Genomic DNA, 24,074 nt, shown 5'->3' with positions numbered 1-24,074 from the left:
GCCGCGTCCGGCCTACGGTGCGTCGATGGGACGAACCACGCTCGTACGGCTCGCGCACTCCGACCACCCGATCGCGTCGCCGCTGAGCGACGCGCGTGTCGACGACCTGCTCCGGCGGGCGGTCGGGGCGCGGGGGTCCGTCCTCGACCTCGGGTGCGGCGACGGGACCTGGCTCCTGCGGGCGCTGCGGCTGAACCCCGCGCTCACCGCGGTCGGGGTGGACACGTCCGACGTCGGGTTCGAGCAGACGCTCGCCCAGGCGGCCGACGCGGGCGTCGCGGACCGGCTGACCCTGGTCCAGGGCGACGCGCAGGAGTACGCGGGCGACGCGCGGTTCGACGCCGTGCTCAGCGTGGGCGCGGCGTACGCGTTCGGGGGACTCGGCCCGACGCTCGACGCCGCGCGGGGTCACCTCGCGACCGACGGCCTCCTCCTGCTCGGCGACTGCTTCTGGCCCGCGCCCCCGACGCAGGCCGTGCTCGACGGCCTGGGCGGGGCGTCGGCGGACGAGTACCTCGACCTGCCCGGCACCGTCGACCTCGTGACGGAGCACGGGTGGGCGACGGTGCACGGGCACGTCAGCACGCAGGAGGAGTGGGACGACTACGAGTGGGCCTGGACGGGGGCGCCCGCGCGGTGGGCGGTCGAGCACCCGGAGGACCCCGAGGCGCGCGAGGTGCTGGCCGCGGTCGAGCAGCACCGCGACGGCTGGCTCCACGGGTACCGGGGCGGGCTCGGGTTCGTCACGCTGCTCCTGCACCCGGGCCGCGCCGCCGTGACGGGCGGCTGAGCGGGCCGGCGCGGGACGGGCCGCGCGGCGGGGAGGTCACCGCCGGCCGAGCGCCCGCACGACCGCCGCGACGTCGGACGGTGCCTCCTCGGCCATGAAGTGCCCGGCCGTCGTCGTGAGGTGCTCCAGGTCCGGTGCCCAGCGGCGCCAGACGCCCGCGGCGTCGTACCCGAGCTGCGCACCCCAGTCCTGCTGCATCACGGTGACCGGCATGGCGAGCCGGTCACCGGCGTCGAGCGACGCCTGGTCGTGCTCGACGTCGATCGTCGCGGTGGCGCGGTAGTCGGCGACGATCGAGTCGACGGCGTCCCGGCTCGCCGCGAGGTAGTGCGCGCGGACGTCGTCGGGGATCGCCGCGGGGTTCCGGGTCCATGCGTCGAGGAAGGACCCGAAGAACGCGTCGGCGCTGCTGCGGATCATCACCTCGGGAAGGCCCGGGGACTGGGCCATGAGGTAGAGGTGGAACGCGACCGCGGCGTCCACCCCGTGCAGCACGCCCCACGTGTCGAGCGTGGGGACCACGTCGAGGATGCCCAGGTGGCTCACGCGGTCCGGGTGGTCGAGCGCGGCGCGGAACGCGACGAGCGCGCCCCGGTCGTGGCCGACGAGGACGAACCGGTCGACGTCCAGCGCGTCGGCGAGCGCGACGACGTCGGCGCCCATGGTGCGCTTGGCGTAGACGTCGGGCGTGGTCGCGGCGGGCTTGGCGCTCTCGCCGTACCCGCGCAGGTCGGGCACGACGACATGGTGGTCGCGCGCCAGGTCGGCCGCGACGTGGCGCCACATGTGGCGGGTCTGGGGAAAGCCGTGCAGCAGGACGACGGGCGTGCCCTCGCCCGCGGTCTCGGCGCGCAGCGCGACGCCGGGCGCGACCTCGACGGTGCGGGTCTCGAAGCCGGGGATGTGCATGGGTGGGTCCTCTCTCGGGGTGGCGCGGGCCGCCGCAGGTCGTGCCCGGGCGGCTCGTGACCATCCTCAAAGGGGCGGATCAGCGTCCGATCAGTGCCGCGTGCCGCCGCGTCGCCGCACGCGTCGCCGCATTCGTCGCCGTGTCACGGCGCAGCGAGAATGGCGGGGTGGTGGAGCTGCGCGTCGAGGTGCTCGGGCCGGTCCGGCTGCTGCGCGGTGGCGCGGAGGTCGACCCGGGCGGGCCCCGTCAGCGCGAGCTCCTGGCACGGCTGGCGGCCGCGCGCGGTCGTCCGGTGTCGTTCGAGCGGCTCGCGGCAGACCTGTGGGACGACGCCACGGAGCACGACCTCCGTGCCCGGCGCGGCGCTCTCGCGACGTTCGTCGGCGACCTGCGCCGCCGCCTGGAACCCGAGCGCGCACCGCGCGCGCGGCCGCGCGTGCTCGTTACCGAGCACGGCGGCTACGCGCTGCGGCTCCCGGACGGCGCGCTCGACGCGGCGCGGCTGGAGTCGGCCGTCGCCCCGGCCGGTGGACGCACGACGACCGGTCCGGCCGCCGCGCCGTCGGGCACGCGTGCGCTGCGGGACGCGGTCGCGGCGTGGCGCGGGGAGCCGTACGCCGACCTGCCGGACCGCGCGTGGGTGCGGGCGGAGCGGCGGCACCTCGCCGAGGTCCACGCGCGGGCGGTCGAGCGGCTCGCGGAGGCGCTGCTCGCGGACGGGCGCCCCGGCGAGTCGGTCGCCGCGCTCGACCCGCACGCCGCCGCGCACCCGTGGCGCGAGCGCGCGTGGGCGCTGCTCGCGCTCGCGCTGTACCGCGACGGGCGGCAGGCGGACGCGCTCGACGTCGTGCGCCGGGCGCGCCGCCGGCTCGCCGACGAGCTCGGCCTCGACCCCGGACCGGAGCTCGTGCGTCTCGAGCGCGACGTGCTCGACCGGGCGCCGTCGCTCGACGGCCCGACGCCGGGGCCTCGCCTCGCGGTCACGGCCCCGACCTCGCGCACGCACCTGCGGTCCACCGTCGACGTCGCGCGCACGCTCGCGATCGCCGGGGGAGACCATCTCGCGACCGCGCAGCAGCAGCGGGTCGCCGCGGCGCTCGCGGCCGAGGCGACGGGCGACCCGGTGCTCACCGCGCGCACGGTCACGGGGTACGACGTCCCGGCGGTCTGGACCCGGAGCGACGACCCCGAAGCGGCGGACGCGCTCGTCGGCGTCGCGCGGCGCACGCTGCGCCGCCTGGGCCCCGACGCGGCGCCGGTCCTGCGGGCGCGGCTGCTCGCCGTCGTCGGGATCGAGCACCGGGGGACGCGCGACGCGTGGGCGTGGGCCGCGGCGGAGGACGCCGTGGGGATCGCGCGCGACGTCGGCGACCCGGGCACGCTCGCGCTGGCGCTCAACGCGCGGTTCCTCCAGTCGTTCCAGGGGTCGGGCGCGGGCGCTGAGCGGGACCGGACCGGCGCGGAGCTCGTCGCGCTGGCGGAGGCTCACGACCTGCCGACGTTCGCGATCCTCGGGCACCTCGTCCGGATGCAGGCCGCCGCGGGGGCCGGGCGGTTCGGCGACGCCGACGCCCACGCCGCCGCGGCGGAGGACGTGGCGGCCGGGTACGAGTCGCCCGTGGTCCCCATGCTGACAGCCTGGTACCGGGCGATGCGCGACGCGGAGACCGCGCCGCCCGACGCCGCGGCGCGCGCGTACCGGGCCGCCGACGACCTGCTGGCGGGGGTGCGCATGCCGGGCGTGCGCGACGGGCTGCTCCCGCTCGCGCTGCTCACGGTGCGGCTCCGCCACGGCCGCCCGCTCGCCGGGCTCGGCGACCCGGGGCCGTACACGCCGTGGGTCGCGCCGCTGCTCGCGCTCGACACGGGCGACCGTCCCGGCGCCGCCGACCTCGCCCGCGCGGTCCCGGAGCCCCCGGCCGACCACCTGCGCGAGCTGCGGTGGGCGCTCGTCGCGGAGACCGCCGTCCGGCTCGGGGACGCGGGCCTCGCACGGCGTGCCCGGCACGCGCTCGCGCGCGTGCCGGACGAGCTCGCCGGGGCGGGCTCGGGCCTCGTGTCCGCAGGTTCGGTCCGGACGTGGCTCGGCCGACTCGACGGTCGCCGCGCGTAGCGCGGGTCCTACCCCCGGACGGGGTGACGAGGCGGCTCAACGTTCGGGGAGCAACCCCGCCACGAGCGCGTCGATGACGTCGTCGGTCGCGACGTCGGGGTCGACCGGTGTGGTCAGCCGATCGAGCAGGAGCCCGTCGACGGCGTAGTGGAACAGGGCGATCTCGCGTGGCCCTCCGGGCAGGCCGGCCGACCGGTTGAACTCGACGTCGGCCTCGAACCCCGCGCGCAGCCACGGCCCGAGCAGGGCCGCGAGCTCGGCACGGCGGCCGGACTCGAGCCGCAGCTCGAGCAGGGCGCGCGTGACGTCGGCGTCGGCCGTCAGCCGGCGCACGATGTCACGGAGGTAGTCCGCGAAGAGCGCACGGTCGGGCTTCTGGGCGGCGCGTCGCTCCAGGTCCTCCGGTGTGGGCGCGAGGCGTTCGCCGATGCGCTCGAAGAGCCCCGCGACGAGGGCGTCCCGGCTCCGGAAGTAGTTCGAGGTCGTGCCCATCGGGACGCCCGCCTCGTCGTCGACCGCGCGATGGGTCAGACCGCGCGACCCCTCGCGCGCGAGCACGGCGATCCCCGCGTCCGCCAGCGCGCTCCGGCGCGTGGAGTTCTTGGCCATGCGCCGAGGCTATCGCAACCACTGCACCTGTTGTAGTCTGATCCCGACCACTTCACCTGTAGTAGTTGGAGAGATGATGCGAGAGCTGACCTACTACGTCGCCGTCAGCCTGGACGGGTACATCGCCGGTCCGGGCGGCGAGTTCGACGCGTTCCTCGCCGAGGGCGACCACATGGAGCCGATCTGGGACCGGTACCGCGGGACGGCGCCGACCGACCTGGCCGAGGCCGTCGGGTTCTCCGTCGACGACGGCCCCTTCGACACGGTCCTCATGGGGTGGAACACCTACGCCGTCGGGCTCCCCGACCACCACCTGCCGAACCCCTACCGCCACCTGCGGCAGGTCGTGTTCACCCGGACGCACGAGGCGCCGGAGGGAAGCGAGGGGGTGGAGTTCACGGACGCCGACCCGGTCGAGACGGTGCGGTCGCTGAAGCAGGAGAACGGCAAGGGCATCTGGCTGTGCGGCGGGGGCGCGCTGGCCGCGGTGCTCGTCGACGAGATCGACCGGCTCGCGCTCAAGGTCAACCCGGTGCTGCTCGGCGCCGGTATCCCGCTGTTCGGCGAGCGCACCTACGCGCCCCTGCCCTGGCGGTCGACGAGCACGCAGACCTTCCGTTCCGGCGTGACGTTCGCGGAGTACGCGCGGGCGTGAAGCCCCGGCGCGGTCGCGAGCGGCTAGACGTCCAGCGGTCCCCGCACGACGGAGTCGCCCGAGTGCGCGGGGTCGCCGTCGAAGTGCTCCTCGGAGACGTCGACCACGGGGAACTGCGTGAGGTCCAGGCCGTCGGGCAGGTCGAACCGGCCCTCCGCGCCGTCGAGCACACCGAGGCTCACGAGGCCGCTGAGGTCCTCGGCGAGGAGCCACACCTCGCGGTAGGTGCCCTCGGGCACCGGGGCGTCGACCGTCACGACGACCTGTCGCCGCCCGTCGGGCTGCTCCTCGACGCGCGCGTCGCCGGTCGCCCCCTCCCAGTCGGGCAGCGCGTCGAGCGTCGCGCTGGCCACCGTCGTCTCCGGCGGCTCGGCCTCGCGCCGCTCCCACAGCACGCCGCCGGCCACGCCGACGAGGAGCGCGGCGGACGCCGCGGCGACGGGCACCCAGACCCGCCGACGCCGGGGTGCGAGCGGGACGACGACGGCCCCCGCACGCTCGCCGTCCGGCGCGTCGGCCCGGGACGGCGTGCCGGCGGCGGGCTGGTCGAGGTCCGTGCTCGCCGCGGGCAGGTCGAGCTCGGCACGGATCGCGGACCACACCGTCGGGGACGGCTCGACGAGCTCGTCGGGCGCGTCGGCGCCGTCGAACGCGTCGGCCACGCGTGCGAGCCGGGCGGCGGCGTCGGCGCACTCCGCGCAGGAGGCGAGGTGCGCGCGCGCGTCGTCGCCGAGCACGTCCTCGCCGAGCGCGAGGAGCGCGAGGGTCTCGTCATCGATGTGCTGCACCGTCCACCTCCAATCGGTCGCGCAGCCGGATCAGGCTCCGCCGTACGTGGCTCTTGACCGTACCCAGCGGGAGTCCGAGCTCCTCGGCGATCTGCACGTGCGTCAGGTCGCGGAAGAACGCGAGCTCGAGGATCGTCCGGCCGGGATCGCCGAGCCGCCGCAGCTCCTCGGAGAGGAGCACGCGGTCGGCGACGCGTCCGACGTCGGCGTCCTCGTCCACGGCGGGCCGGGGTTCCGTGGCGGCCGCCTGCTCGGAGCGGCGCACCCGGGCGCGGGCCTCGTGCGCGTCGGCGACGGTGTGCCGCGTGATCCCGACGAGCCACGCGGGCAGCCGGGCCCGGTCGGGGTCGAACCGAGACCTCCCGCGCCACGCCGCGACGAACACCTGCTGGGTCACGTCCTCCGCGTCGGCGCGCGTGCCGAGCGACCGCAGGGCCAGGGTGTGCACGAGCGCGGACCACCGCCGGTAGGCCTCCGCGAGGGCGCTCTCGTCGCCGTCCGCGAACGCGCGGCCGAGGCGCCACAGGTCCGGGTCGGGCGTCCCGGTCTCGGTCACGTTCAGGGCGGGTCCTCGAGGGTCGGCGCCGACCGCACGGGCGGCAGCGGCGAGCGGGTAGCAGCGATCGTAGCGCCGGGGCGGCCGTACGCTCGCGGGGCGCCCCGCGAGCGGCGGCCCGCGAGGGGCGTCACCGGGCGGGCGCCGCGGTCACGACGACGTTGTCCGAGTACGAGCGCCGGTCGCGGTCCCACGCGCCCCCGCACGTCACGAGCACGAGGCGGCGCTCGCCCGTGCGTTCGAAGAGCTCGTCGAGCGGGACGTCGGGCTTGGGGACGCTCCGCACGTCCGTCACTGTGTAGGTGTACGAGGCGCCCGTCGCGTCGACGACGTCGACGCGGGCCCCCGTCGTGATCTCCGCGAGCCGGGCGAAGGGCCCGACGCCGTCGGGGTCGTCCACGTGGGCGGCGACGAGCGTCGTCCCGGCGGGGCTCGCGGGTGCCGGGCCGAACCGGTACCACGCGGCGACGTCGCCGCTGCCCGGCAGGGCCATCCGCCCCTCGGGGTCGACGCCCGCCGGCTCGACGGGGAGGTCGACGTCGAGGTCCGCGACGACGACGCGCGTCGGCGCGGGCGGCGCGGGGTCGGGCACGTCCCGGGCCGGTCGCACGGGGACGTCCTGGGCGGGGCCCGAGGTCCCTCCTGCGGTCCCCGGCCCGTCCCGGTGGGGGACCGGGACGGGCGGGGTGTCGGCCGTCGGTCCGAGGAGTCCGTCGGCCGGCCCGTCGGCGGACGGCGGGGAGCATCCGCCGACGACCGCTGCGGTGACGAGCACCGCCCCCAGGAGGGTCAGGAGCCCGGCCCGCGCACCCCGGGTGGGGTGCGCGGGACCGGGGATCGTGCGCTGCGTCATGCGTCCCGGTCGCTCCGGACGGGGTGCGTGGCCTGCGCGTGCTGCTCGCGCCATGCGCGCGCGAGCATGACGACCGCCGCGAAGAGGAGCAGCCCGAACAGGGACGCGCCGAACGCGATCGCGACGCCCGTGGCGGTGCTGCTCGGTGCCTCGGCAGCGAGGCCGGAGAGGCCCGCGGGCACGCCGGACGGCGACGAGTGGAGCCCCTCGACCGTCTGCGTGGCCAGCGCGAGGTTGCCCGCCTCGAGGCTGCCCCACGCGTAGGCGATCGTGTTGACGCCCTCGGCGACCGTGAGGTCGGCCGGCCCGAGCACCGGGTCGGTCGTGCCGGCGGCGGCGATCGTCGCCGACACCGTGCCGGCCGGGAGGTCGAGCACGGCCTCCTTCGGGTTCTCGAGGCCCGTGACGACCGCGGTGCCGCCCGCGAGCACGTCGACCGCGGGCGCCGCCGCGACGTGGCGGACAGTCAGGCGGCCCTGGCCGGCCGCCGTCGGCTCGGTCGAGTTGGTGAAGAGCGTCGCGGTCGGCGCGCCACCCGCGTCGAGGTGCGCGACGGCCGTGTAGCTCGTGCCGGCGGCGAGGTCGAGGTCGACCGGGCCGATGACCGGCGAGCTCGTGTCGGTCGCGTCCGGCGCGGTGATCGCGACGCTGTACGACCCGGCCGGGAGGTCGAGCGGGCCGGCGAGGTCGCCCGGCTGGAAGTCGTCGAGCGTGAGCTCGTCGTTCACCCAGACGTCGACGGGGGTGTCGGGCACGCCGTGCAGCACGGAGAGGGAGGCGCCGTCGGCGGTGGCGGCGTGGGCGGGCAGCGCGAGAGCTCCCGTCCCGGCGAGGGTGGCGACGAGGGTGGCTGCGCCCGCGAGCGCGGCGCTGCGTCGTGCGGTGCGGTGCATGGGTGTCCTCCGGTGGTCGGCCCGGTCGGGACCGGGCGCTCGGGCTGTTGACACCCCCTCTTCCGGTGCGGAGGCCCGAACGGATGCAGCGTCTCGACGCGAGCTCTCGGACGGCCGCGGAGCGCGCGACAGACCGGTGTCGGGGCAAGGAACCGTGCCCGTCGGGCAGGTGAACTTCGCGGACGGGGTCTTGAGGCGGCCCGGTCCGGCACGTACCGTGGGCGCGGCGAGGCGGAGCAGCCTCGGCACGACCCCCCAAGGAGAGCTTTCGTGGCCAGACCATCTGCCGCGCGTCTTGACAGCGCTGTCGGACGACGCGGGGCCAGCCCGACGTCCGACCCCCACCCCCGACGAGGCCGCCGCAGCCGGCTCGGCGGAGCCCTCGCCGGGGCTCTCGCCGCGGCGCTCGCCGTCGGCGTCCTGCCGCCGGCCGCGGCCGTCGCGGCCCCCGCGGCGAACGCCGCCGAGAGCGACCTCGCGTCGCTCGTCGACGTGTTCGTCGGCACCGAGGGCGACTACGGCAACGACATGCCGGCCGCCCAGGCGCCCAACGGCCTGGCCAAGGTGAACCCGCGCACGACGCCGGGCCGCAACAACACCGGCTACGACTACGCGCAGTCGAAGATCTCGGGCTTCACGCACACCAACCTCGACGGGGTGGGGGGCTCCGGCGGCGGCGGTGACATCCTCGTGGTCCCGACGTCCGGGTCGTACACCGCACGGCCGGGCACGGGCACGTACGCGCACACCTTCTCGCACGACGACGAGCAGGCCGGCCCGGGCTTCTACTCCGTCGGGCTCGGCAACACCGCGGGCAAGGACGGCGCCATCGCCGCCGCGCCGGGCACGATCGAGGCCGAGGTCGCGGCGACCACGCGCTCGGGCGTGCACCGCTACGCGTTCCCCGAGGGCTCGACGCCGAGCCTCGTCGTCGACCTCGAGACCAACAACACGAGCCGCCGGTCGTCGTCGGTGGACGTCGAGACGCGGGCGGACGGCACCGTGGAGCTGTCCGGGCAGGTCACGGGCTACTTCTACAACGCCGCGTACACGCTGTACTACACCGCGCGCACGCTCCAGCCCGCGACGGTGCAGACCTGGGGCGACGACGACAAGCTCGTCGACGCCACGGCCCAGGACGGCGTCGACACCGGCGCGATCCTCACGTTCGACCCGGCCGACGCGGGGAACGTCGGCCTGCAGGTCACGCTGTCGCCGGTGAGCGTCGAGCAGGCGCGGGTCGACCAGCAGGTCGAGCTCGGCGAGCTGTCGTTCGACGAGATCCGTGACCGCACGCGCGCCGAGTGGAACGCGACGCTCGGGCGGGTCGCTATCGACGCGTCGACGGCGACCGACCCGACCGGTGAGCTCCAGAAGCTCTTCTACACGCACCTGTACCGCATGTTCGCGATGCCGATGAACGCGACGAGCACGTCGGGCACGTACCGCGGCGTCGACGGCGCGGTGCACGCCGCGCAGGGCTTCACGTACTACGACTCGTGGGCCACGTGGGACGACTTCCGCAAGTTCTCCGTCATCGCCTACATCGACCCTGCGCTGTACCGCGACATGGTGCAGTCGCTCGTCTACCTGTTCGCCGACGCCGAGGCGACCGGCACGGGCAGCGGCCTCGGCGGGTTCGTGCACTCGGTCCCGACGGTCCGCTGGGAGCGCTCGTCCGTGGTGGTCGCGGACGCGATCGCCAAGGGCTTCGACGGGTTCGACCGCCTCGACGAGGCGTACCCGGCGCTGAAGCGCCTCGTGGGGCAGTACAGCGCGGACGAGCTCCAGCGCGGCTACGTGGCGGGCAACCCCGGCGCGTCCGTGCAGCGCGGCTACGACCAGTACGGCCTGTCGGTGATCGCGGACGAGCTGGGCATGAAGGACGAGGCGCAGACGATGCGGGAGCAGGCGTCGTGGCCGATCGAGAAGCTCACCAAGCCGGGCGCGTGGACCGCGGCCGACGGCACGCAGGTCGGCCTGCTCACCCCGCGCGCCGCCGACGGCTCGTGGCAGACCGCCGACTACGCGAAGTTCGAGGCCGCGAGCCTCTACCAGGGCACGCTCTGGCAGTACCACTGGTACGACGCGTACGACATGGACGCGCTCGTCGAGGCGATGGGCGGCACCGAGGCGGCGCGCCTCGCGATGCGCCACATGTTCGGCGAGCACGCGCCCGACGACGGCAAGGCCATGCTCCACTCGAACGCCAACGAGATCGACCTCCAGGCGCCGTACCTCTTCAACTACACGGGCGAGCCGAGCCTCACCCAGAAGTGGACGCGCGCGATCTACACGAAGGAGACCTGGAACCGGTACATCGCGACCGGCTCCTCCAGCGCGGTCCCGAGCGGCGGCGGCGAGTTCACGCCCCCGGTGAAGACGAAGGTCTACCAGCTCGACCCGCGCGGCATGCTCCCCACGATGGACAACGACGCCGGCACGATGTCGACGATGTTCGTCGCCGCGGCCGTCGGGCTGTTCCCGGTGACCGCCGGGTCGTCCGAGTTCCAGATCGGGTCGCCGTTCTTCGACTCCACGACCATCACCTACGACGACGGCGGCGCCTTCACGGTGACGGCCGACGGCGTCTCCGAGGACGCGTTCTACGTCCAGTCGGCGACGCTCGACGGCGCGGCGTTCGGCAACACGTGGGTCGACTACCAGACCGTGATCGGGGGTGCGGACCTCGCGTTCCGCATGGGCGAGCAGCCGAGCGACTGGGGCACGGACACCGAGCCCGCGTTCTCGATGAGCACCGCCACCGACGAGCCCGCCGCGGGCCCGCGCGTCAGCGCCGACCCGACGACCGTGCAGACGGGTGACGGCGGCGCGCTCGACGCGACCGTGACGCTCACGCTCGACGGCGCGCGGTTCGCCGCGTCCGCCGGGACGGACCTCGTCGCGAGCGGGGCCGCGAGCGTCGTCGGGCTGCCCGACGGCGTCACGGCGGCCGTGACGGTCGCGTCCCCGACCGCGCTCACCGTCTCCCTGACGGGGACGGCGTCCGCCGACGCGCGCTTCTACGTCCACCTGGGCGACGGCGCGCTGGCCGACGGCGTCACGGCGTCGTCGCTGCGCGGCCAGGGCGTCTCGGTGCTCTCCCCGCTGCGCCTGTCCGTGGCGTCTGCCGAGCGCGACGCGCTCGCCGGGCTCGTCGACGACGCCGTGCTCGTGCGGCACGGGAACTACTCCTCGGTGACGTTCGACCGGTTCTCCACCGCGCTGACGAAGGCGCAGGAGGCGCTCGCCGACGAGGCCGCGACGAGCATCGCGCTGCGGTTCGCGGCCGACCGGCTCGGCGCGGCGATCGACGCGCTCGACCTCACGGGCGGCGGCTACCGCACGCTCGAGGCCGAGCAGTCCGAGGCGTGGTCGGGCGGCGAGCTGAAGAACGAGGCGAACAGCTCGTCCGGCAACCTCGGCGGCGTGCGCTCCGGGTCGTGGGTGCAGTACCGCGACATGACCTTCGAGACCGCCGACGGGGACACCCCGCCGCGCTTCCTCACGGTCCGGTACGACACGAGCTTCGCCCCGACGGACACGCCGAGCACCGTGCGCGTGCACGCCGGCGACGTGGCCGGCCCCGTGGTCGCGACCGTCGACCTGAAGGGCACGAGCGGCTGGGGCAAGTACGCCGAGGTGACGGCGGAGCTCGGCGACGTGCAGGCGCTCGTCGACGCGAAGGCCGTCACGTTCGAGCTCCTCGCGCCCTCGGGCCGGAGCTGGGTCGGCAACTTCGACTGGTTCCGGTTCAGCGCCGAGGACCCGGCGACCCCGGGCCAGCCGGGCGAGTCCCCGACGGTGACCGTCGAGGCCGAGGACTGGACCGCGAACTCCGGTCGCGGGCTGAAGAAGGAGTCCTCGACGTGGACGAGCGGGCCGGTGACGAACGTCGGCGGCACCGCGGACGGCGACTGGATCGCGTACGGCGAGGTCGACCTCGGCGAGCTCCCGCTCGGCGAGCTGTCGGTCCACTACGTGCACAACTCGAACCGGTCCGGACGGAACTCGGCGCTGTCGGTGTACCTCGACGCGTTCGACCCGGCGAACCCGGGCGAGCCGTTCGTCACCGTGCCGCTGCCGACGACGGGGCCCAGTTGGACCGCGGCCGGGACGGCGACCGTCGTCCTTCCGGAGACGGTGCAGGGTGCGCACGAGGTCTTCGTGCGCCTGTCGACCGAGGCCTACGCCGACCACCCGTTCGTCGCGAACCTCGACAGCCTGACGTTCGCACCGGGCGGCCCGACGTCGGTCGTCGTCGAGTCCGAGGCCTGGACGTCGAACTCCGGCCGCGGGCTGAAGAACGAGTCCTCGACGTGGACGAGCGGGCCGGTGACGAACGTCGGCGGCACCGCGGACGGCGACTGGCTCGCGTACGGCGAGATCGACCTCGGCTCCGCCGCGCTCGACCAGCTCTCCGTCCACTACGTCCACAACTCCAACCGGTCCGGGCGGAACTCCGCGCTGTCGGTGTACCTCGACGCGTTCGACCCGGCGAACCCGGGCGAGCCGTTCGTCAGCGTCCCGCTGGCGAGCACCGGGTCGAGCTGGACCACGGACGGGACCGCCGTCGTCGACCTGCCCAGCACGGTGCGCGGCAAGCACCAGGTGTGGGTGCGCCTGTCGACCGAGGCGTACGCCGACCACCCGTACGTGGCGAACCTCGACAGCATGCGGTTCTTCACCGACGCGTACGACGTCGAGGCACCGACGACCGACACCGCCGCGCTCGCCGCGTCCGTCGAGGACGCCGAGGCGTTCGAGGCGGAGATCGAGCGGTACGGCCGGATCGACGCGGGCGTCTTCTCGCGCGAGCTCGCGGCTGCGCGCACGCTGCTCGGCACCGACGGCGCCACCCAAGCGCAGGTCGACGAGCGGGCGCGGCGCCTCGGGCTGGCGACCGACCAGCTCGTACCCGCCGAGCGTCGTCGTCTCGAGAATCTCGTGACGAGCGCGGAGGCCCTGACCGACGAGGGGTACAGCCCCGAGTCGTGGCAGGCGTTCCGTACGGCGCTCGCTGCGGCGACCGAGACCCGGGACGACGCCGCGGCGTCGGACGAGACGCTGCGCGACGCGCGCCTCGCGCTCCAGGGTGCGATCGACGCCCTGGAGGAGCCGGCCGACGTCGAGCTCGTCGAGGTCACGCTCAGCCCGCGCTGCCTCGCCGGCAAGCCGTACGTCGCGGTCCGCGCGGTGAACGTCTCCGACGCCGCGGTGGACGTCGAGCTCGCCTCGGCGCTCGGAGCCAAGACGTTCACGGACCTCGCGCCCGGGGCGAACGCCTACCAGTCGTTCGCGGCGCGCGGCGTCACCGGTGACCTCGTGGTCACCGTGACCGCCACCGGCGCGGACGGCGAGCAGACGGTCGAGCAGACGGTCACCGTCCCGACCTGCTGACCCGCACCCGACGTGCCCGCGCCACGGCCTCGCGCCGTGGCGCGGGCGCGCTCGTCTCCGGGTGCCCTGGCGGGGTGCGGGAGAATTCCCGGAGGTCGGTCCCGGTCCAGGGACCGGGACGGGAGGCGTGCGATGGCGGTCGAGGAGCAGAGGCGTCTGGTGACGGTGCTGGCGCGGGAGCTGGCGGCGGTGCAGACCGCGCCCTGGGACGAGCTGTCGTACCAGGCGTTCGTCGTGGCCGACCGGACGCAGGCGCATGCATCGCTCGTCGGAGGATGGCCACCGGCCCCGGCGCAGAAGCCGACCTCCCAGGCGTTCGCGGAGGCGCTCGCCGAGCTGCGGGCCGTCACCGCATCGGCCGACCTGGGCGCCTGGTTCACGATCTCGCTGACGGTCCGCGCCGATGGCGAGGTCGACGCGTCGTACGACTTCGACACCGAGCCGTACTTCGTCCCTCCGGTCGAGCCGAAGAGCTTCGTGCGGGACCTGGAGCAGTATCCGCGCGAGGTCGACCAGCAACCGGCGTGGCTGCGAGAGAGACTCTCCTGGGGCGTCCTCACGCCGGAACAGCGGCACCTGGCGGAGGTCGGAAAGCTGGCCCTGGGCCTTGTGCCCCTGTACGGCGGCCGTCAACCGTTCACCGTCACGGTGGCATCAGGGGACGTCGTCGTCCGTGACGACTGGAGCGGGCGACGCGCCGTCGTCGCAGCGGACGGCACGGTCCGGTCCGTCGATCCAGAGCCGACCGACATGCCACTCTGACGTCGCTACTGCGCGAGCGCGCGCACCGCGTCGATCGTGTCGGCCTCGGCGGCGGTCTTGTCGTCGCGGTACCGGAGCACACGCGCGAACCGGAGCGCGAGGCCGCCGGGATAGCGGGTCGACCGCTGGAGGCCGTCGAACGCGATCTCGACGACCTGCTCGGGCCGCACGTGCACGACGTACCCGTCGTCGGAGGTCTCCAGCTCCCGGAAGCGGCGTGTCTGCCACTCCAGCATCTCGTCCGTCATACCCTTGAACGTCTTGCCGAGCATGACGAACCCGCCGTCCGGGTCGCGCGCGCCGAGCCAGATGTTCGAGAGCCACCCGCGGCGGCGACCCGAGCCCTGCTCGACCGCCAGCACGACGAGGTCGAGCGTGTGCCGGGGCTTCACCTTGACCCAGCCCGAGCCGCGCCGGCCGGCCGCGTAGGGGGTGTCGAGCGACTTCACGACGACGCCCTCCTGGCCCTCGGCCACGGCGCCCTCGAAGAACGCGGTGGCGGCGTCGGGGTCGTCGGTGACGAGGCGCCGCACGGCGTGGGGGCCCGCCACGTCGTCGAGCACCGCGAGCCGGTCGCGCAGCGGCTCGTCGAGAAGGTCGCGCCCGTCGACGTGGAGCACGTCGAAGAAGAACGGCGACAGCTCGAGCGACGCCGCGAGCTCGGCCTCTTCGACGGCGCTCCGCTCGCCCTGGGTCGCGGAGCGGGCGGCGGTCTCCTGGAACGGGCGCGGGACGCCGTCGGGCCCGACGGCGAGCGCCTCGCCGTCGAGCACGAGCGCCCGGGCGGGCAGGGCCCGCGCCGCGGCGACGATCTCGGGGACGCGCTCGGTGATGTCGTCGAGCGAGCGGGTGAACACGCGCACGTCGTCGCCGTCGCGGTGCACCTGGATGCGGATCCCGTCGAGCTTCACGTCCACGGCCACGGCGGTGCCCGACGGCGGGTGTTCCCCTGCGTCGTCGTCGCTGTCCGTCCCCGGACCGGCGCCCAGCTTCTCGAGCGCGGCGCCGACGTCGGGCGCGGACTGCGCGAGCATCGGCCGCACCGGGCGGCCGACCGTGAGCCGGAACGTCGCGAGGGCCTCGGTCGCGGCCTCGGGGTTCCTGGCCGTGAGCGCGGCGCGCGCGACCGGTCCCGTCGCTCCGGCGAGCATGACCGCGCGGCGCACCGCGTCGGCGGGGACCCCGGCGGCCTCGGCGACGGCGTCGACCACCACGGAGTCGAGCGCGCCCTGCCGCAGCTCGCCCGAGACGAGCCCCGCGAGGAGCGCCTGCTCGCGCGCCGTCGCGGCACCGAACAGCGCGCCGGCCTCGGCCTGGCGGGCCGTCGCGGAGCCCGGACCGGAGAGGTCGGCCATGCGGGCGAACGCGGCGTCGACGACCGTCAGCGTGAGGGTCGGTTCCTCGGCCGGGGTGGGCAGGTCGCGCAGCGAGCGCCACCCGAGTCCCGTGCGGCGCTGGCGCAGCTCGCCCGCGAGGTACGCGACGGCGATCTCGACCTCGTCGCGGGCGTCCTCGTGGGCGTCGTCCGAGGCGCCGGCAGGGGCGGCGTCGTCGGCGACGCGGCGCAGGAGGTCCGCGATGGCCGCGCGCTTGGCGAGGCGCGAGCGCGTGGCGGCGACGGCGTCGGACGTGGCGGCGACCTCGGCGAGCAGCATGCTCCATCCTCACGCCGACCACCCACGCCCGCCCGCGCTCCCTCCGGTGCCGAACCCGGGCTCTCTCCCCACGATCGCGTCGCGTGGGGAGCAACCCCGGGTTCGCCGACCCGGGAGAGCCCGGGGCCCAGGGTGCCCCGGGTTCGGCAGCGGGGAGCCGTGGCGGGGCGGCCGGTCAGCGGTCGGGTGCCACCGCGACGTCGACCGTCCCGACCGACGGCAGTGCGCGGCGCAGCGCCCTGTCGGCCGCGGCCGAGACCTGGTCGGCGGCGGCGACCGGCGTGTCGGGTGGCAGGAGGACGCGCGCCTGGACGGCCAGGCGGTGTCCCGACCAGCGCAGCCGGACGTCGTCCACACCCTCGAGCCCGTCCACGCCGTCGAGCGCATGGCGCGCGCGGTCCGTGAGCTCCGGGTCGACGCCGTCGAGGAGCCGGCGCCCGACGTCGCGCGCGGTACCCCACAGGAGCACGAGGATCGCGACGGTGATGAGCAGCCCGACGAGCGGGTCCGCGAGGGGGAGGCCCGCGAGGACGCCGAGCGCACCGAGCACGACCGCGAGCGAGGTGAACCCGTCGGTGCGCGCGTGCACGCCGTCCGCGACGAGCGCGGCCGAGCCGATGCGGCGCCCGACGCGGATCCGGTACACGGCGACCGCCTCGTTGCCCGCGAAGCCGACGACGCCCGCCGCGATCACCCAACCGAGATTGTCCACAGGCTGGGGATCCGCGAGGCGCCGCACCGACTCGACGCCCGCCACGACAGCCGAGAGGGCGATCATCGCGACGATGAACAGCCCCGCGAGGTCCTCGGCACGGCCGTAGCCGTGGGTGTACCGCCGCGTCGCGGCACGACGGCCGAGCACGAACGCGATCCACAGCGGCACGGCCGTGAGCGCGTCGGAGAGGTTGTGCACGGTGTCCGCGAGCAGGGCCACGGACCCGCTGACCGCGACGATGCCGAGCTGCGCGAGCGCCGTCGCGCCCAGCACCACGAGGGACACCTTGACCGCCCGGATGCCCTGGCCGCTCGCGACGAGCTCGTCGTCGATGGAGTCGGCCGCGTCGTGCGAGTGCGGCACGAACACCTCGTGCAGCCAGCCGCGCAGCGCGGTCGGGTGACGATGGTCGTGGTCGTGGTCGTGGTCGTGGTCGTGGTCGTGGTCGTGGTCGTGACCGACCGCGGCCGGTCGGGTCGTGCTCACCGCTGCACCTCGGCGTCCGCGACGGCCCCGGGGGTGGGGGAGGACCCGTCGAGCACGTGCGCGTCGTCGGCGTGGTGTGCGGGATGCTCGTCGACGGCGTGCTGGGCCTGGAAGACGGCCTGGGTCACGAGAGTGCGCGCGTGCTCGTCGACGAGCGAGTAGAAGACGCGGTTGCCCTCCTGGCGGGCGCGGACGATGCGTCCCCACCGCAGCTTGGCGAGGTGCTGCGACACCGCCGTCGGGGACTTGCCGACGGTCTCCGCGAGCGCGTTGACCGGCAGCTCGGTGTCCCGCAGGGCGAGGACGATCCGGACCCGCGTCGCGTCCGCGAGCAGCGAGAACACCTCCGCCGCGAGCTCGACGTACTGGCTGTCCACCCCGAACGTGCAAGCCTTCGTATCTTCACGCATACGCAGATACTAACGGAGCGCGCCGCGACATGGTGCCGAACCCGGGGTTGTGGCTCATCTACGCCGCGAACCCGGCGACAGGCCTGGGTTCGGCGACCTGACGGGCGACAACCCCGGGTTCGGCGGGTCCCGCGCTGCGCATCGATACATCATTCCCTGAATACACGCTTTCATGTACTGTCGAGCGCATGGTCGAGACGGTCACGCTCACCCACACCGCGGCGCTCGCGCGGCTGGGGCACGCCCTGTCGGACGAGACGCGCACGCGCGTCCTCCTCGCGCTGCGGGAGGCGCCCGCCTACCCGTCCGACCTCGCCGATGCGCTCGGCGTCTCGCGCCAGGTCATGTCGAACCAGCTCGCGTGCCTGCGCGGGTGCGGGCTGGTGGAGGCGATCCCCGACGGCCGTCGCACCTGGTACCGCCTCGCGGACCCTCACCTGGCCCCCGCCCTCGACGACCTGCTGCGGCTCGTCGTCCAGGTCGACCCCACGTGCTGCGGCCCCGACGGGTGCACCTGCTCATGACGTCCGTCTCGATCGGTCCCACACCTGCCGCCCTGTCCGCCGCGCGCCGTGCGGTCCTCGAGCGGAGGGTCCGGTGGGTCGTCGCGGCGACGATCACCTGGAACGTCGTCGAGGCGGCCGTCGCGATCACCGCGGGCCGCGTCGCCTCGTCGGCCGCGCTCGTCGGGTTCGGGCTCGACTCGGTCGTCGAGGTCCTGTCCGCCGCCGCGGTGGCCTGGCAGTTCGCCGCGCCCGACCCGCACCGGCGCGAGCGGGTCGCGATGCGCCTCATCGCGGTGTCGTTCTTCGGCCTCGCCGTCTTCGTCTCCGTGGACGCCGTCCGGTCGCTGCTCGGCGCCGCGGAGCCTGAGCACTCCGCCGTGGGTATCTGGCTCGCGGCGGTGAGCCTCGCCGTCATGCCGTTCCTGTCGTGGTTCGAGCGCCGGACCGGCCGCGAGCTCGGGTCGGCGTCCGCCGTCGCGGACTCGAGGCAGACGCTCCTGTGCACGTACCTGTCCGCGGTGCTGCTGGTCGGGCTCGTGCTCAACGCGACGCTCGGGTGGTCCTGGGCTGACCCGCTCGCCGCGCTCGTCATCGCGGCCGTCGCCGTCAAGGAGGGCGTGGAGGCGTGGCGCGGGGACGCGTGCTGCGTACCCGTCGCGGTACCGCAGGACACGCACGAGCCCCACGAGGTGCGCCCGGCACGGCCCGCCGGGCGCGCAGATCAGTCGTGCGACTGCTGCTGACGCGCCCCTGACCGCGCCGCCGACCTCGCGACGATCCGGGCCGCGACCCTCGGCACCAGCCAGGCCGCGCTGATCGCGAGCCCGACACCGACGAGGGTCTCGCCCACGCGCTCGACGAACCAGTGGGTCGACGGCGCGTCGTCGTGCACGAGGAGCAGGGACAGGACGAGCAGGGTCGAGAAGAAGGGGAGCACGTACCATCGGCTCCCGGCCGTGGCGGCCGCGCCCCCGATCGCGACGACGGCGACCGCGGCGAGCACGACGGGCGGCGGCGCCGTCGCCGCGACCGCGCACGCGAGCAGCGCCCCCGCGAGGACGGCCACCGCCCGCCCGACACCCCGGTTGCGCAGGGCGTCCCAGCGCGGGCGGCTCACGAGCAGGGCCGCCGTCGGGGCCCAGCCCGGGTGGTCGATCCCGGCGGCGAACCCCAGGGCGGCCGCCGTCGCGCCCGCGAACCCGACCTGGAGCCCGTAGAGCGCCGCCGTGCCGGGTGAGGGCGGTGGGCGGTGGGCTCGCGGCGGCGCCGGGGTCACCGGCCAGGCAAGCGACACGAGCCACGCGTACACCGACCCGCCGACCAGCAGCGCCGCGGCCTCCGCTCCGACCGCGGGCCCGTCGAGCGAGAGCCCCGCCCCCACGAGCGGGACGCCGAGGCCCAGAGCCAGGGGAGCGAGGCGCCGCTCGGGGACGGCCGTCGCCGTCGCGACGGCGACGCACAGCGCCAGGATCGTGAGGACGGCGAGCGGCGGCGTCCCGCCCACGAGGGAGCCGAGCAGGAGCGAGACGCCGGCGACCGCGCCGACGAGGACGACGAGCGCGCGCCGCCGCCGCGGCCCCCGGAGCGGCAGCGCCGCGGCGGGGAGCACGCCCACGGCGACGACGAGCCCACGGGCCGGGTCGAGCGTCAGCGCCACGGCCGCCGCGGGCGCCACGTACGCGAGGCCCAGGAGCACACGGGACCACGACCACGCGACGGGCGGCGGCTGCGGGGTCATGTTCGCTTTCTACCCGACGGCGGACCGGGGCGCCTGGGGCGCGCTCCGGCCGTACCCTGACCGCCGTGACGACCGAACCCTCCGCCGATGCCGCGGGACCCCGCCCCCGACGGCGCCGCCTGCCGCTGTGGCTCGTCGCGGCGGTCGTCGTCGTGGCCCTGCCCGCGACGGGGCTGCTCCCGGCCCCCGACGCACGCGACCTGCTCGTGCGCACCGGCCCGGTGCTGGTCTTCCTCCTCGCGATCACGGTCATCGCCGAGCTGTGCGCGGGCGCCGGCCTGTTCGACGCCGTCGCGGCCCGGGCGGCGCGGCTCGCCCGGGGACGGCGGCTCGTCCTGTGGGGACTCGTCGTCCTCCTCGCGACGGCGAGCACCATCGTGCTCTCGCTCGACACGACAGCGGTGCTCGTCACGCCGGTCGTGCTCGCCCTCGCGCGCCGCACGGGCACGCGGCCCCTGCCGCTCGCGCTCACGGTCCTCGCGCTCGCCAACACGGCGTCGCTGCTCCTGCCGGTCTCGAACCTCACGAATCTCCTCGCGGCGCACCGGTTCGGCACGGGGTACGTCGGGGTGATGTGGGCGCCCGCGCTCGCGGTCCTGGCCGTGACGGTCCTCGTGCTCCTGGTGCTGCACGGCCGGGACCTGCGCGGGCGCTTCACGCTCGCGGGCGCCGGACCGACGCCGCCCGACCGGCTGCTCCTGCGGCTCACGGCTTCGGTCGTCGGGCTCCTCGCGGTCGCGTTCGCGCTCGAGCTGCCGGTCGCGCCGACGGCGCTCGCGGGCGCCGCGGTGCTCGCGCTCGCGACGTGGTCGCGGCGCGTGCGCCCCCTGGTCCCCGTCCGGGAGATGCTGCCGTGGCGGTCGGCGCTCGTCGTCGCGGCGCTGTTCGTGCTGGTGGAGACCTGGCACGCGCACGGGCTTGGCGACCTCCTCGCCACCGTCGCGGGCACAGGCGCCGGACCGGGCGACCTCGCGCAGCTCGCAGCGACCGGCGTCGGCGCGGCGAACCTCGTGAACAACCTGCCCGCGTTCCTCGCGCTCCTGCCGGCGGCGGGGGAGAGCGTCGACCGGCTCGCGACGCTGCTCGTCGCGGTGAACGCCGGGCCGCTGATCACGCCGTGGGCATCGCTCGCGACCGTGCTGTGGTGGCAGCAGTACCGGCGCCACGCGTTCGAGCACGGCCCTCCACCGGCGTGGCACGTGGTCCGGCAAGGCCTCGTGCTCGCACCCCTGGCGGTGGCGGCGGGGGTCGCGGTCGTCGCGTTCGGCTAGATGTCTCGTGGCCGGTCCGCGGGATACGGCGACGGCGACACGAGCACCCTCGTCGCGCACGTCAGCGGCCTGGCCGACGGCGAACGGCGAGGTCGTGTGGTGGTGTGCTCGAGCCTGGTAGCCGGCGCCTCGGCGATCCTAGTCGGCCAACGTCCCCGGCAGGTCGCCGAAGACCTCGTCGACCAGTCGCTGCAAGGCGGTCTGGAACGCTGCGCTCAGCGACATCGCGGCGTCGTCCACGTAGTTGATTCCCGCGGTGAGGGTCGTGGCGCCGTCGGGAGTGGAGTACATGAGCGCGCCGTGACCGGCGATGCCGCCGTTGTGGGTGATGACGGTGCCGTGGCCGGTGTCCTGGACGAAGACGCCGAGCCCGTACCCGGCCGCCGGGTGCGGCGTCAGCATCTCGGCGAGCAGCGGTGCGGGCAGGAGCCGGCCGCTCGTCAGGCCCGAGAGGAAGAGGTGGAGGTCCTGGGTGGTGGAGATCATGTCGCCCCCGCTGGAGATCCACGACGGGTCCTGGAGGGTGACGTCGACCGTCGTGCCTTGGCCGTCGTCCTCGTACCGGTAGTAGGCGTGGGCATGAGGCTCGGGGATCGACGCAGTGCCCGGGACCTGCGTCTGCGTCAGGCCGAGCGGCGACAGGACGAGCCGGTGCATCTCCTCGGCGAGCGTGCGGCCGGTCACCTGCTCGATGATGAGGCGGACCAGGACGTAGTTGGTGTTGGAGTAGCTCCAGTCCGTGCCGGGCTCGAACCGGGCCGGCCTGGACAGCGCCAACCATGCGAGCTCCTCGGTCGTGTAGTGCGTGAATCGTGCGTCCACCCACTGCTTGCCTTGCCACGGGATCCCGGGCACCAGCGTCGCGCCGTTCCACGGGATCCCCTCGACGTCCGCGTCTGCGGCGTAGATCTCCCCGGTGAAGTTGAAGATCCCGCTGGTGTGCTGCAGCAGCATCCGCACCGTGATGCGTGAGTCGATCGGGAGGTCGGGCAGGTAGGCGGCGGCGGGCTCGTCGAGCGCGAGCACGCCGTCGGCGACCAGCCCGAGCGCAGTCGCTGCGACGAAGGTCTTGGTGTTGCTGCCGATCCGGATGTGCCCGTCGGTCGACGGCGTGGCTGGCTCGCCCAGCACGCTCGTCCCGGCGCTGCCGACCCACTCGCCACGGTGGTCGTTGACCCGTAGCTGGATGCCGGTGAACCCGGAGTCGACGATGTCCTGGAGCGCGCGTCTCAGGGCGGGCCTGTCGTGCGCGGTGCGGCTCTCGTCGATGTCGTTCGGCGCGAGGTTCTGGTTCGTCGGGTTCGTCATGGTGATGCTCCTCCAGTGGTGAGGGGTGGGTGGGGACTGCGGTGCGGCCCGCTACGCCACATCGGGTCGCGTCATGAGCGGGGACCGTAGGTGCAGCGCCAGGTCGGGGCCGGTGAGGGGGACGAGGTTCCACGTCGCGGTCGCTGTCCCGGTGCATGCGTCGACAGCCAGACGGACACGGTGCGGTGTGGTGATCACGAACAGGTCGGCGACGAACGCGTCGCGCTGCCACGCGCCCGCAGCGACGACCGGACGGCCGAGCGGTGAGCTCTCCCGCCACGCGCCGTGACCGACCTCGACGTCGATCAGGACGTCGGGCGCTGTCGTCCCGAGCCGCAGGAGCCACCCCTCGTCCGTGGGTTCGACGATCACGGTGGTGCCGTCGGGCAGGGCCGAGCCCGGGGGGGAGGTGTCGAGCCAGGCGGTCACGGACCTGCGGCGTTCGGCGGTGCCCTGCGGACACGGAATGGCGAGGCGCCGCAGGCGCACTGCGAGCTCGTCGTCGTCGTCAGGGTCGTCGGAGTGGTCCAGGCCGGGAAGCAGGAGCTCCCAGACGGGTTCGAGCAGAGTCTCGCCACCGTGGGCGAGGGCGCTCGTCGCGACGACCACGAGATCGTGCGCCGGGACGACCAGGCACACCTGGCCGAAGGAACCCTCGCCTCGATACCCGTGGCGTGACATCCAGAACTGGTAGCCGTAGCCCTGCAGGGTGTCGAGGTTGTCCGACCAACCCTCGACCCGGTGCGTCTCGACGTGCCTGCTGGTGGCGAGGTCCACCCACTTGCCGGGGACGAGCTGCTCGCCGCCCCACCGGCCGCGTCGCAGCAGCAGCTCCCCGAACGCCGCGACGGCCTCGGTCGTGAGGTGCAAACCGTGGAAGCCGAAGGCAGCCCCGCTCGCCACCCGGTCCCACTCGGCGTGGTCGACGCCCAACGGGCCGAAGAGTCGCTCGTCGAGCAGCTCCGGAAGGCCTCGACCGGTGACCCGTTCGACCATCCGGGCCAGCACGTAGGTGGAGCCGTTGTCGTAGGCGTGCCGCGTTCCTGCGGCGTCGGTGAACGGCACCCGCAGGAAGCCCTTGGTCAGGTCGTCCGGTTCCAGCTGCCACGCCTCGCCGAGACTGTCCCCGTCGTGCCCGGTGGTCATCGACAGCAGGTGGTGTGCCGTCAGGCGCCGCCCCTGGTCAGATATGTCTGCCGGGACGTGGTCGGGCAGGACGTCGACCACCCGGTCGTCGAGCGAGAGCAGGCCGTCCGCGACCGCGAGCCCCACGGCGATCGCGGTGAACGACTTCGTCAGCGAGTAGAGCAGGTGCGGGCGTTCGGCCGAGAAGGGCGACCACCAGCCCTCGGCGACGACGTGGCCGTGGCGCACGACCATGACCGAGTGGCACTCGACCCCGTCAGCCTCGAGCCGATCCAGCAGCGCCGTCACCGCCCGGGACGACACGCCTGCGGCACTGGGCGCCGACCGTGGCAGGAGGTGGGCGATCTCCCGTGACGCGCGGCCCGTGGCCGGTCGGTCGTGCTCGGCCGCATCGGCCTGAGGAGCGCGCGGCACCTGGCCATGGTTCGTCATCATCGGCTCCTTGCGGGACAGGCAGGACGTCATCTGTTGCGAAACGACACGAGTCGTTTCCGTTGCCAGAGTCTGCTC

20 protein-coding genes are annotated in these 24,074 nt (G+C 74.8%); 8 read left to right on the top strand and 12 right to left on the bottom strand.

The window, feature by feature from the left end; translation table 11 throughout:
• Positions 1-25 precede the first annotated feature (25 nt).
• Positions 26-790 carry an SAM-dependent methyltransferase gene (locus tag ACN9MS_RS19815; RefSeq protein WP_426310092.1) on the top strand — a complete coding sequence of 255 codons (765 nt, stop codon included), beginning with the start codon at positions 26-28 and terminating at the stop codon, positions 788-790.
• A 36-nt stretch (positions 791-826) separates the two neighbouring features.
• Here ACN9MS_RS19815 and ACN9MS_RS19810 read toward each other — a convergent pair whose 3' ends face one another.
• Positions 827-1,699: an alpha/beta hydrolase gene (locus ACN9MS_RS19810; protein WP_426310091.1), complete on the bottom strand. Its 873-nt coding sequence runs from the start codon at positions 1,697-1,699 to the stop codon at positions 827-829.
• A 167-nt stretch (positions 1,700-1,866) separates the two neighbouring features.
• Between ACN9MS_RS19810 and ACN9MS_RS19805 the strand changes: the two genes are divergently transcribed.
• On the top strand, positions 1,867-3,813 hold the full coding sequence (locus ACN9MS_RS19805; protein WP_426310090.1) for a BTAD domain-containing putative transcriptional regulator: 1,947 nt from the start codon (positions 1,867-1,869) through the stop codon (positions 3,811-3,813).
• A 36-nt stretch (positions 3,814-3,849) separates the two neighbouring features.
• Here ACN9MS_RS19805 and ACN9MS_RS19800 read toward each other — a convergent pair whose 3' ends face one another.
• Positions 3,850-4,422 carry a TetR/AcrR family transcriptional regulator gene (locus ACN9MS_RS19800; protein ID WP_426310089.1) on the bottom strand — a complete coding sequence of 191 codons (573 nt, stop codon included), beginning with the start codon at positions 4,420-4,422 and terminating at the stop codon, positions 3,850-3,852.
• A 76-nt stretch (positions 4,423-4,498) separates the two neighbouring features.
• Here ACN9MS_RS19800 and ACN9MS_RS19795 point away from each other — a divergent pair, with 76 nt between their 5' ends.
• Positions 4,499-5,077 (top strand): dihydrofolate reductase family protein, encoded by a 579-nt coding sequence (locus tag ACN9MS_RS19795; protein ID WP_426310088.1) that lies wholly within the window; start codon positions 4,499-4,501, stop codon positions 5,075-5,077.
• A 23-nt stretch (positions 5,078-5,100) separates the two neighbouring features.
• Here ACN9MS_RS19795 and ACN9MS_RS19790 read toward each other — a convergent pair whose 3' ends face one another.
• From ACN9MS_RS19790 to ACN9MS_RS19775, 4 genes are all read right to left on the bottom strand, one after another.
• Positions 5,101-5,865: an anti-sigma factor domain-containing protein gene (locus ACN9MS_RS19790; RefSeq protein ID WP_426310087.1), complete on the bottom strand. Its 765-nt coding sequence runs from the start codon at positions 5,863-5,865 to the stop codon at positions 5,101-5,103.
• Positions 5,849-6,421 (bottom strand): RNA polymerase sigma factor, encoded by a 573-nt coding sequence (locus ACN9MS_RS19785; RefSeq protein ID WP_426310086.1) that lies wholly within the window; start codon positions 6,419-6,421, stop codon positions 5,849-5,851. Before ACN9MS_RS19785 ends, ACN9MS_RS19790 begins: the two co-directional genes overlap by 17 nt.
• A 130-nt stretch (positions 6,422-6,551) precedes the next feature.
• Positions 6,552-7,274, bottom strand: coding sequence for a class F sortase (locus tag ACN9MS_RS19780; RefSeq protein WP_426310085.1), 723 nt, complete (start codon positions 7,272-7,274; stop codon positions 6,552-6,554).
• Positions 7,271-8,167, bottom strand: coding sequence for a DUF4397 domain-containing protein (locus ACN9MS_RS19775; RefSeq protein WP_426310083.1), 897 nt, complete (start codon positions 8,165-8,167; stop codon positions 7,271-7,273). Before ACN9MS_RS19775 ends, ACN9MS_RS19780 begins: the two co-directional genes overlap by 4 nt.
• 270 nt (positions 8,168-8,437) lie before the next feature.
• Between ACN9MS_RS19775 and ACN9MS_RS19770 the strand changes: the two genes are divergently transcribed.
• Both ACN9MS_RS19770 and ACN9MS_RS19765 read left to right on the top strand, forming a co-directional pair.
• Positions 8,438-13,567, top strand: coding sequence for a glycoside hydrolase domain-containing protein (locus ACN9MS_RS19770; RefSeq protein WP_426310082.1), 5,130 nt, complete (start codon positions 8,438-8,440; stop codon positions 13,565-13,567).
• A 132-nt stretch (positions 13,568-13,699) separates the two neighbouring features.
• A complete protein-coding gene (locus ACN9MS_RS19765) occupies positions 13,700-14,329 on the top strand; it encodes a hypothetical protein (protein WP_426310081.1) in 630 nt (209 codons plus the stop codon).
• A gap of 5 nt (positions 14,330-14,334) precedes the next feature.
• Here ACN9MS_RS19765 and ACN9MS_RS19760 read toward each other — a convergent pair whose 3' ends face one another.
• The 3 genes from ACN9MS_RS19760 to ACN9MS_RS19750 all read right to left on the bottom strand — a co-directional run bounded on the left by ACN9MS_RS19760 (position 14,335) and on the right by ACN9MS_RS19750 (position 17,595).
• Complete coding sequence (locus ACN9MS_RS19760; protein WP_426310080.1) at positions 14,335-15,984, bottom strand: ATP-dependent DNA ligase; 1,650 nt, start codon at positions 15,982-15,984, stop codon at positions 14,335-14,337.
• 175 nt (positions 15,985-16,159) lie between these two features.
• The gene (locus tag ACN9MS_RS19755; protein ID WP_426310079.1) at positions 16,160-17,185 is read right to left on the bottom strand and encodes a cation diffusion facilitator family transporter; all 1,026 of its coding nucleotides are present in this window, start codon (positions 17,183-17,185) and stop codon (positions 16,160-16,162) included.
• On the bottom strand, positions 17,182-17,595 hold the full coding sequence (locus ACN9MS_RS19750; RefSeq protein WP_426310078.1) for an ArsR/SmtB family transcription factor: 414 nt from the start codon (positions 17,593-17,595) through the stop codon (positions 17,182-17,184). The genes ACN9MS_RS19755 and ACN9MS_RS19750 overlap by 4 nt, the downstream gene beginning before the upstream one ends.
• Before the next feature lie 188 nt (positions 17,596-17,783).
• On the opposite strand from ACN9MS_RS19750, the gene ACN9MS_RS19745 reads away from it, so the two are divergent.
• Both ACN9MS_RS19745 and ACN9MS_RS19740 read left to right on the top strand, forming a co-directional pair.
• Positions 17,784-18,119: an ArsR/SmtB family transcription factor gene (locus ACN9MS_RS19745; protein ID WP_047230949.1), complete on the top strand. Its 336-nt coding sequence runs from the start codon at positions 17,784-17,786 to the stop codon at positions 18,117-18,119.
• Positions 18,116-18,844 (top strand): cation transporter, encoded by a 729-nt coding sequence (locus ACN9MS_RS19740; RefSeq protein ID WP_426310077.1) that lies wholly within the window; start codon positions 18,116-18,118, stop codon positions 18,842-18,844. Before ACN9MS_RS19745 ends, ACN9MS_RS19740 begins: the two co-directional genes overlap by 4 nt.
• On the opposite strand, the gene ACN9MS_RS19735 is transcribed toward ACN9MS_RS19740, so the two are convergent.
• Positions 18,823-19,839, bottom strand: a complete 1,017-nt coding sequence (locus tag ACN9MS_RS19735; protein WP_426310076.1) for an FUSC family protein — start codon at positions 19,837-19,839, stop codon at positions 18,823-18,825. The genes ACN9MS_RS19740 and ACN9MS_RS19735 overlap by 22 nt on opposite strands.
• 65 nt (positions 19,840-19,904) lie before the next feature.
• Between ACN9MS_RS19735 and ACN9MS_RS19730 the strand changes: the two genes are divergently transcribed.
• A complete protein-coding gene (locus tag ACN9MS_RS19730) occupies positions 19,905-21,110 on the top strand; it encodes an SLC13 family permease (RefSeq protein WP_426310075.1) in 1,206 nt (401 codons plus the stop codon).
• Positions 21,111-21,248: 138 nt separating this feature from the next.
• Here the strand turns inward: ACN9MS_RS19730 and ACN9MS_RS19725 are convergent, their stop codons facing one another.
• Together ACN9MS_RS19725 and ACN9MS_RS19720 are read right to left on the bottom strand one after the other, a co-directional pair.
• Complete coding sequence (locus tag ACN9MS_RS19725; RefSeq protein ID WP_426310074.1) at positions 21,249-22,418, bottom strand: serine hydrolase domain-containing protein; 1,170 nt, start codon at positions 22,416-22,418, stop codon at positions 21,249-21,251.
• Positions 22,419-22,469: 51 nt separating this feature from the next.
• Positions 22,470-23,999 carry a serine hydrolase domain-containing protein gene (locus ACN9MS_RS19720; RefSeq protein ID WP_426310073.1) on the bottom strand — a complete coding sequence of 510 codons (1,530 nt, stop codon included), beginning with the start codon at positions 23,997-23,999 and terminating at the stop codon, positions 22,470-22,472.
• Between the last annotated feature and the right edge of the window lie 75 nt (positions 24,000-24,074).

The sequence above is a fragment of the Cellulosimicrobium sp. E-16 genome (assembly GCF_049913115.1).
Lineage (GTDB): Bacteria > Actinomycetota > Actinomycetes > Actinomycetales > Cellulomonadaceae > Cellulosimicrobium.
The sequence above is the reverse complement of the archived record's forward strand: the minus strand, read 5'-3'. Positions and strand labels throughout refer to the sequence as shown.

Excerpts from the sequence above, each read along its gene's own strand:
- ACN9MS_RS19815 (WP_426310092.1), top strand. The coding sequence starts at position 26 with ATGGGACGAACCACGCTCGTACGGCTCGCGCACTCCGACCACCCGATC.
- ACN9MS_RS19810 (WP_426310091.1), bottom strand. The coding sequence starts at position 1,699 with ATGCACATCCCCGGCTTCGAGACCCGCACCGTCGAGGTCGCGCCCGGC.
- ACN9MS_RS19800 (WP_426310089.1), bottom strand. The coding sequence starts at position 4,422 with ATGGCCAAGAACTCCACGCGCCGGAGCGCGCTGGCGGACGCGGGGATC.
- ACN9MS_RS19795 (WP_426310088.1), top strand. The coding sequence starts at position 4,499 with ATGCGAGAGCTGACCTACTACGTCGCCGTCAGCCTGGACGGGTACATC.
- ACN9MS_RS19780 (WP_426310085.1), bottom strand. The coding sequence starts at position 7,274 with ATGACGCAGCGCACGATCCCCGGTCCCGCGCACCCCACCCGGGGTGCG.
- ACN9MS_RS19775 (WP_426310083.1), bottom strand. The coding sequence starts at position 8,167 with ATGCACCGCACCGCACGACGCAGCGCCGCGCTCGCGGGCGCAGCCACC.
- ACN9MS_RS19765 (WP_426310081.1), top strand. The coding sequence starts at position 13,700 with ATGGCGGTCGAGGAGCAGAGGCGTCTGGTGACGGTGCTGGCGCGGGAG.
- ACN9MS_RS19760 (WP_426310080.1), bottom strand. The coding sequence starts at position 15,984 with ATGCTGCTCGCCGAGGTCGCCGCCACGTCCGACGCCGTCGCCGCCACG.
- ACN9MS_RS19750 (WP_426310078.1), bottom strand. The coding sequence starts at position 17,595 with ATGCGTGAAGATACGAAGGCTTGCACGTTCGGGGTGGACAGCCAGTAC.
- ACN9MS_RS19745 (WP_047230949.1), top strand. The coding sequence starts at position 17,784 with ATGGTCGAGACGGTCACGCTCACCCACACCGCGGCGCTCGCGCGGCTG.
- ACN9MS_RS19740 (WP_426310077.1), top strand. The coding sequence starts at position 18,116 with ATGACGTCCGTCTCGATCGGTCCCACACCTGCCGCCCTGTCCGCCGCG.
- ACN9MS_RS19735 (WP_426310076.1), bottom strand. The coding sequence starts at position 19,839 with ATGACCCCGCAGCCGCCGCCCGTCGCGTGGTCGTGGTCCCGTGTGCTC.
- ACN9MS_RS19725 (WP_426310074.1), bottom strand. The coding sequence starts at position 22,418 with ATGACGAACCCGACGAACCAGAACCTCGCGCCGAACGACATCGACGAG.
- ACN9MS_RS19720 (WP_426310073.1), bottom strand. The coding sequence starts at position 23,999 with ATGATGACGAACCATGGCCAGGTGCCGCGCGCTCCTCAGGCCGATGCG.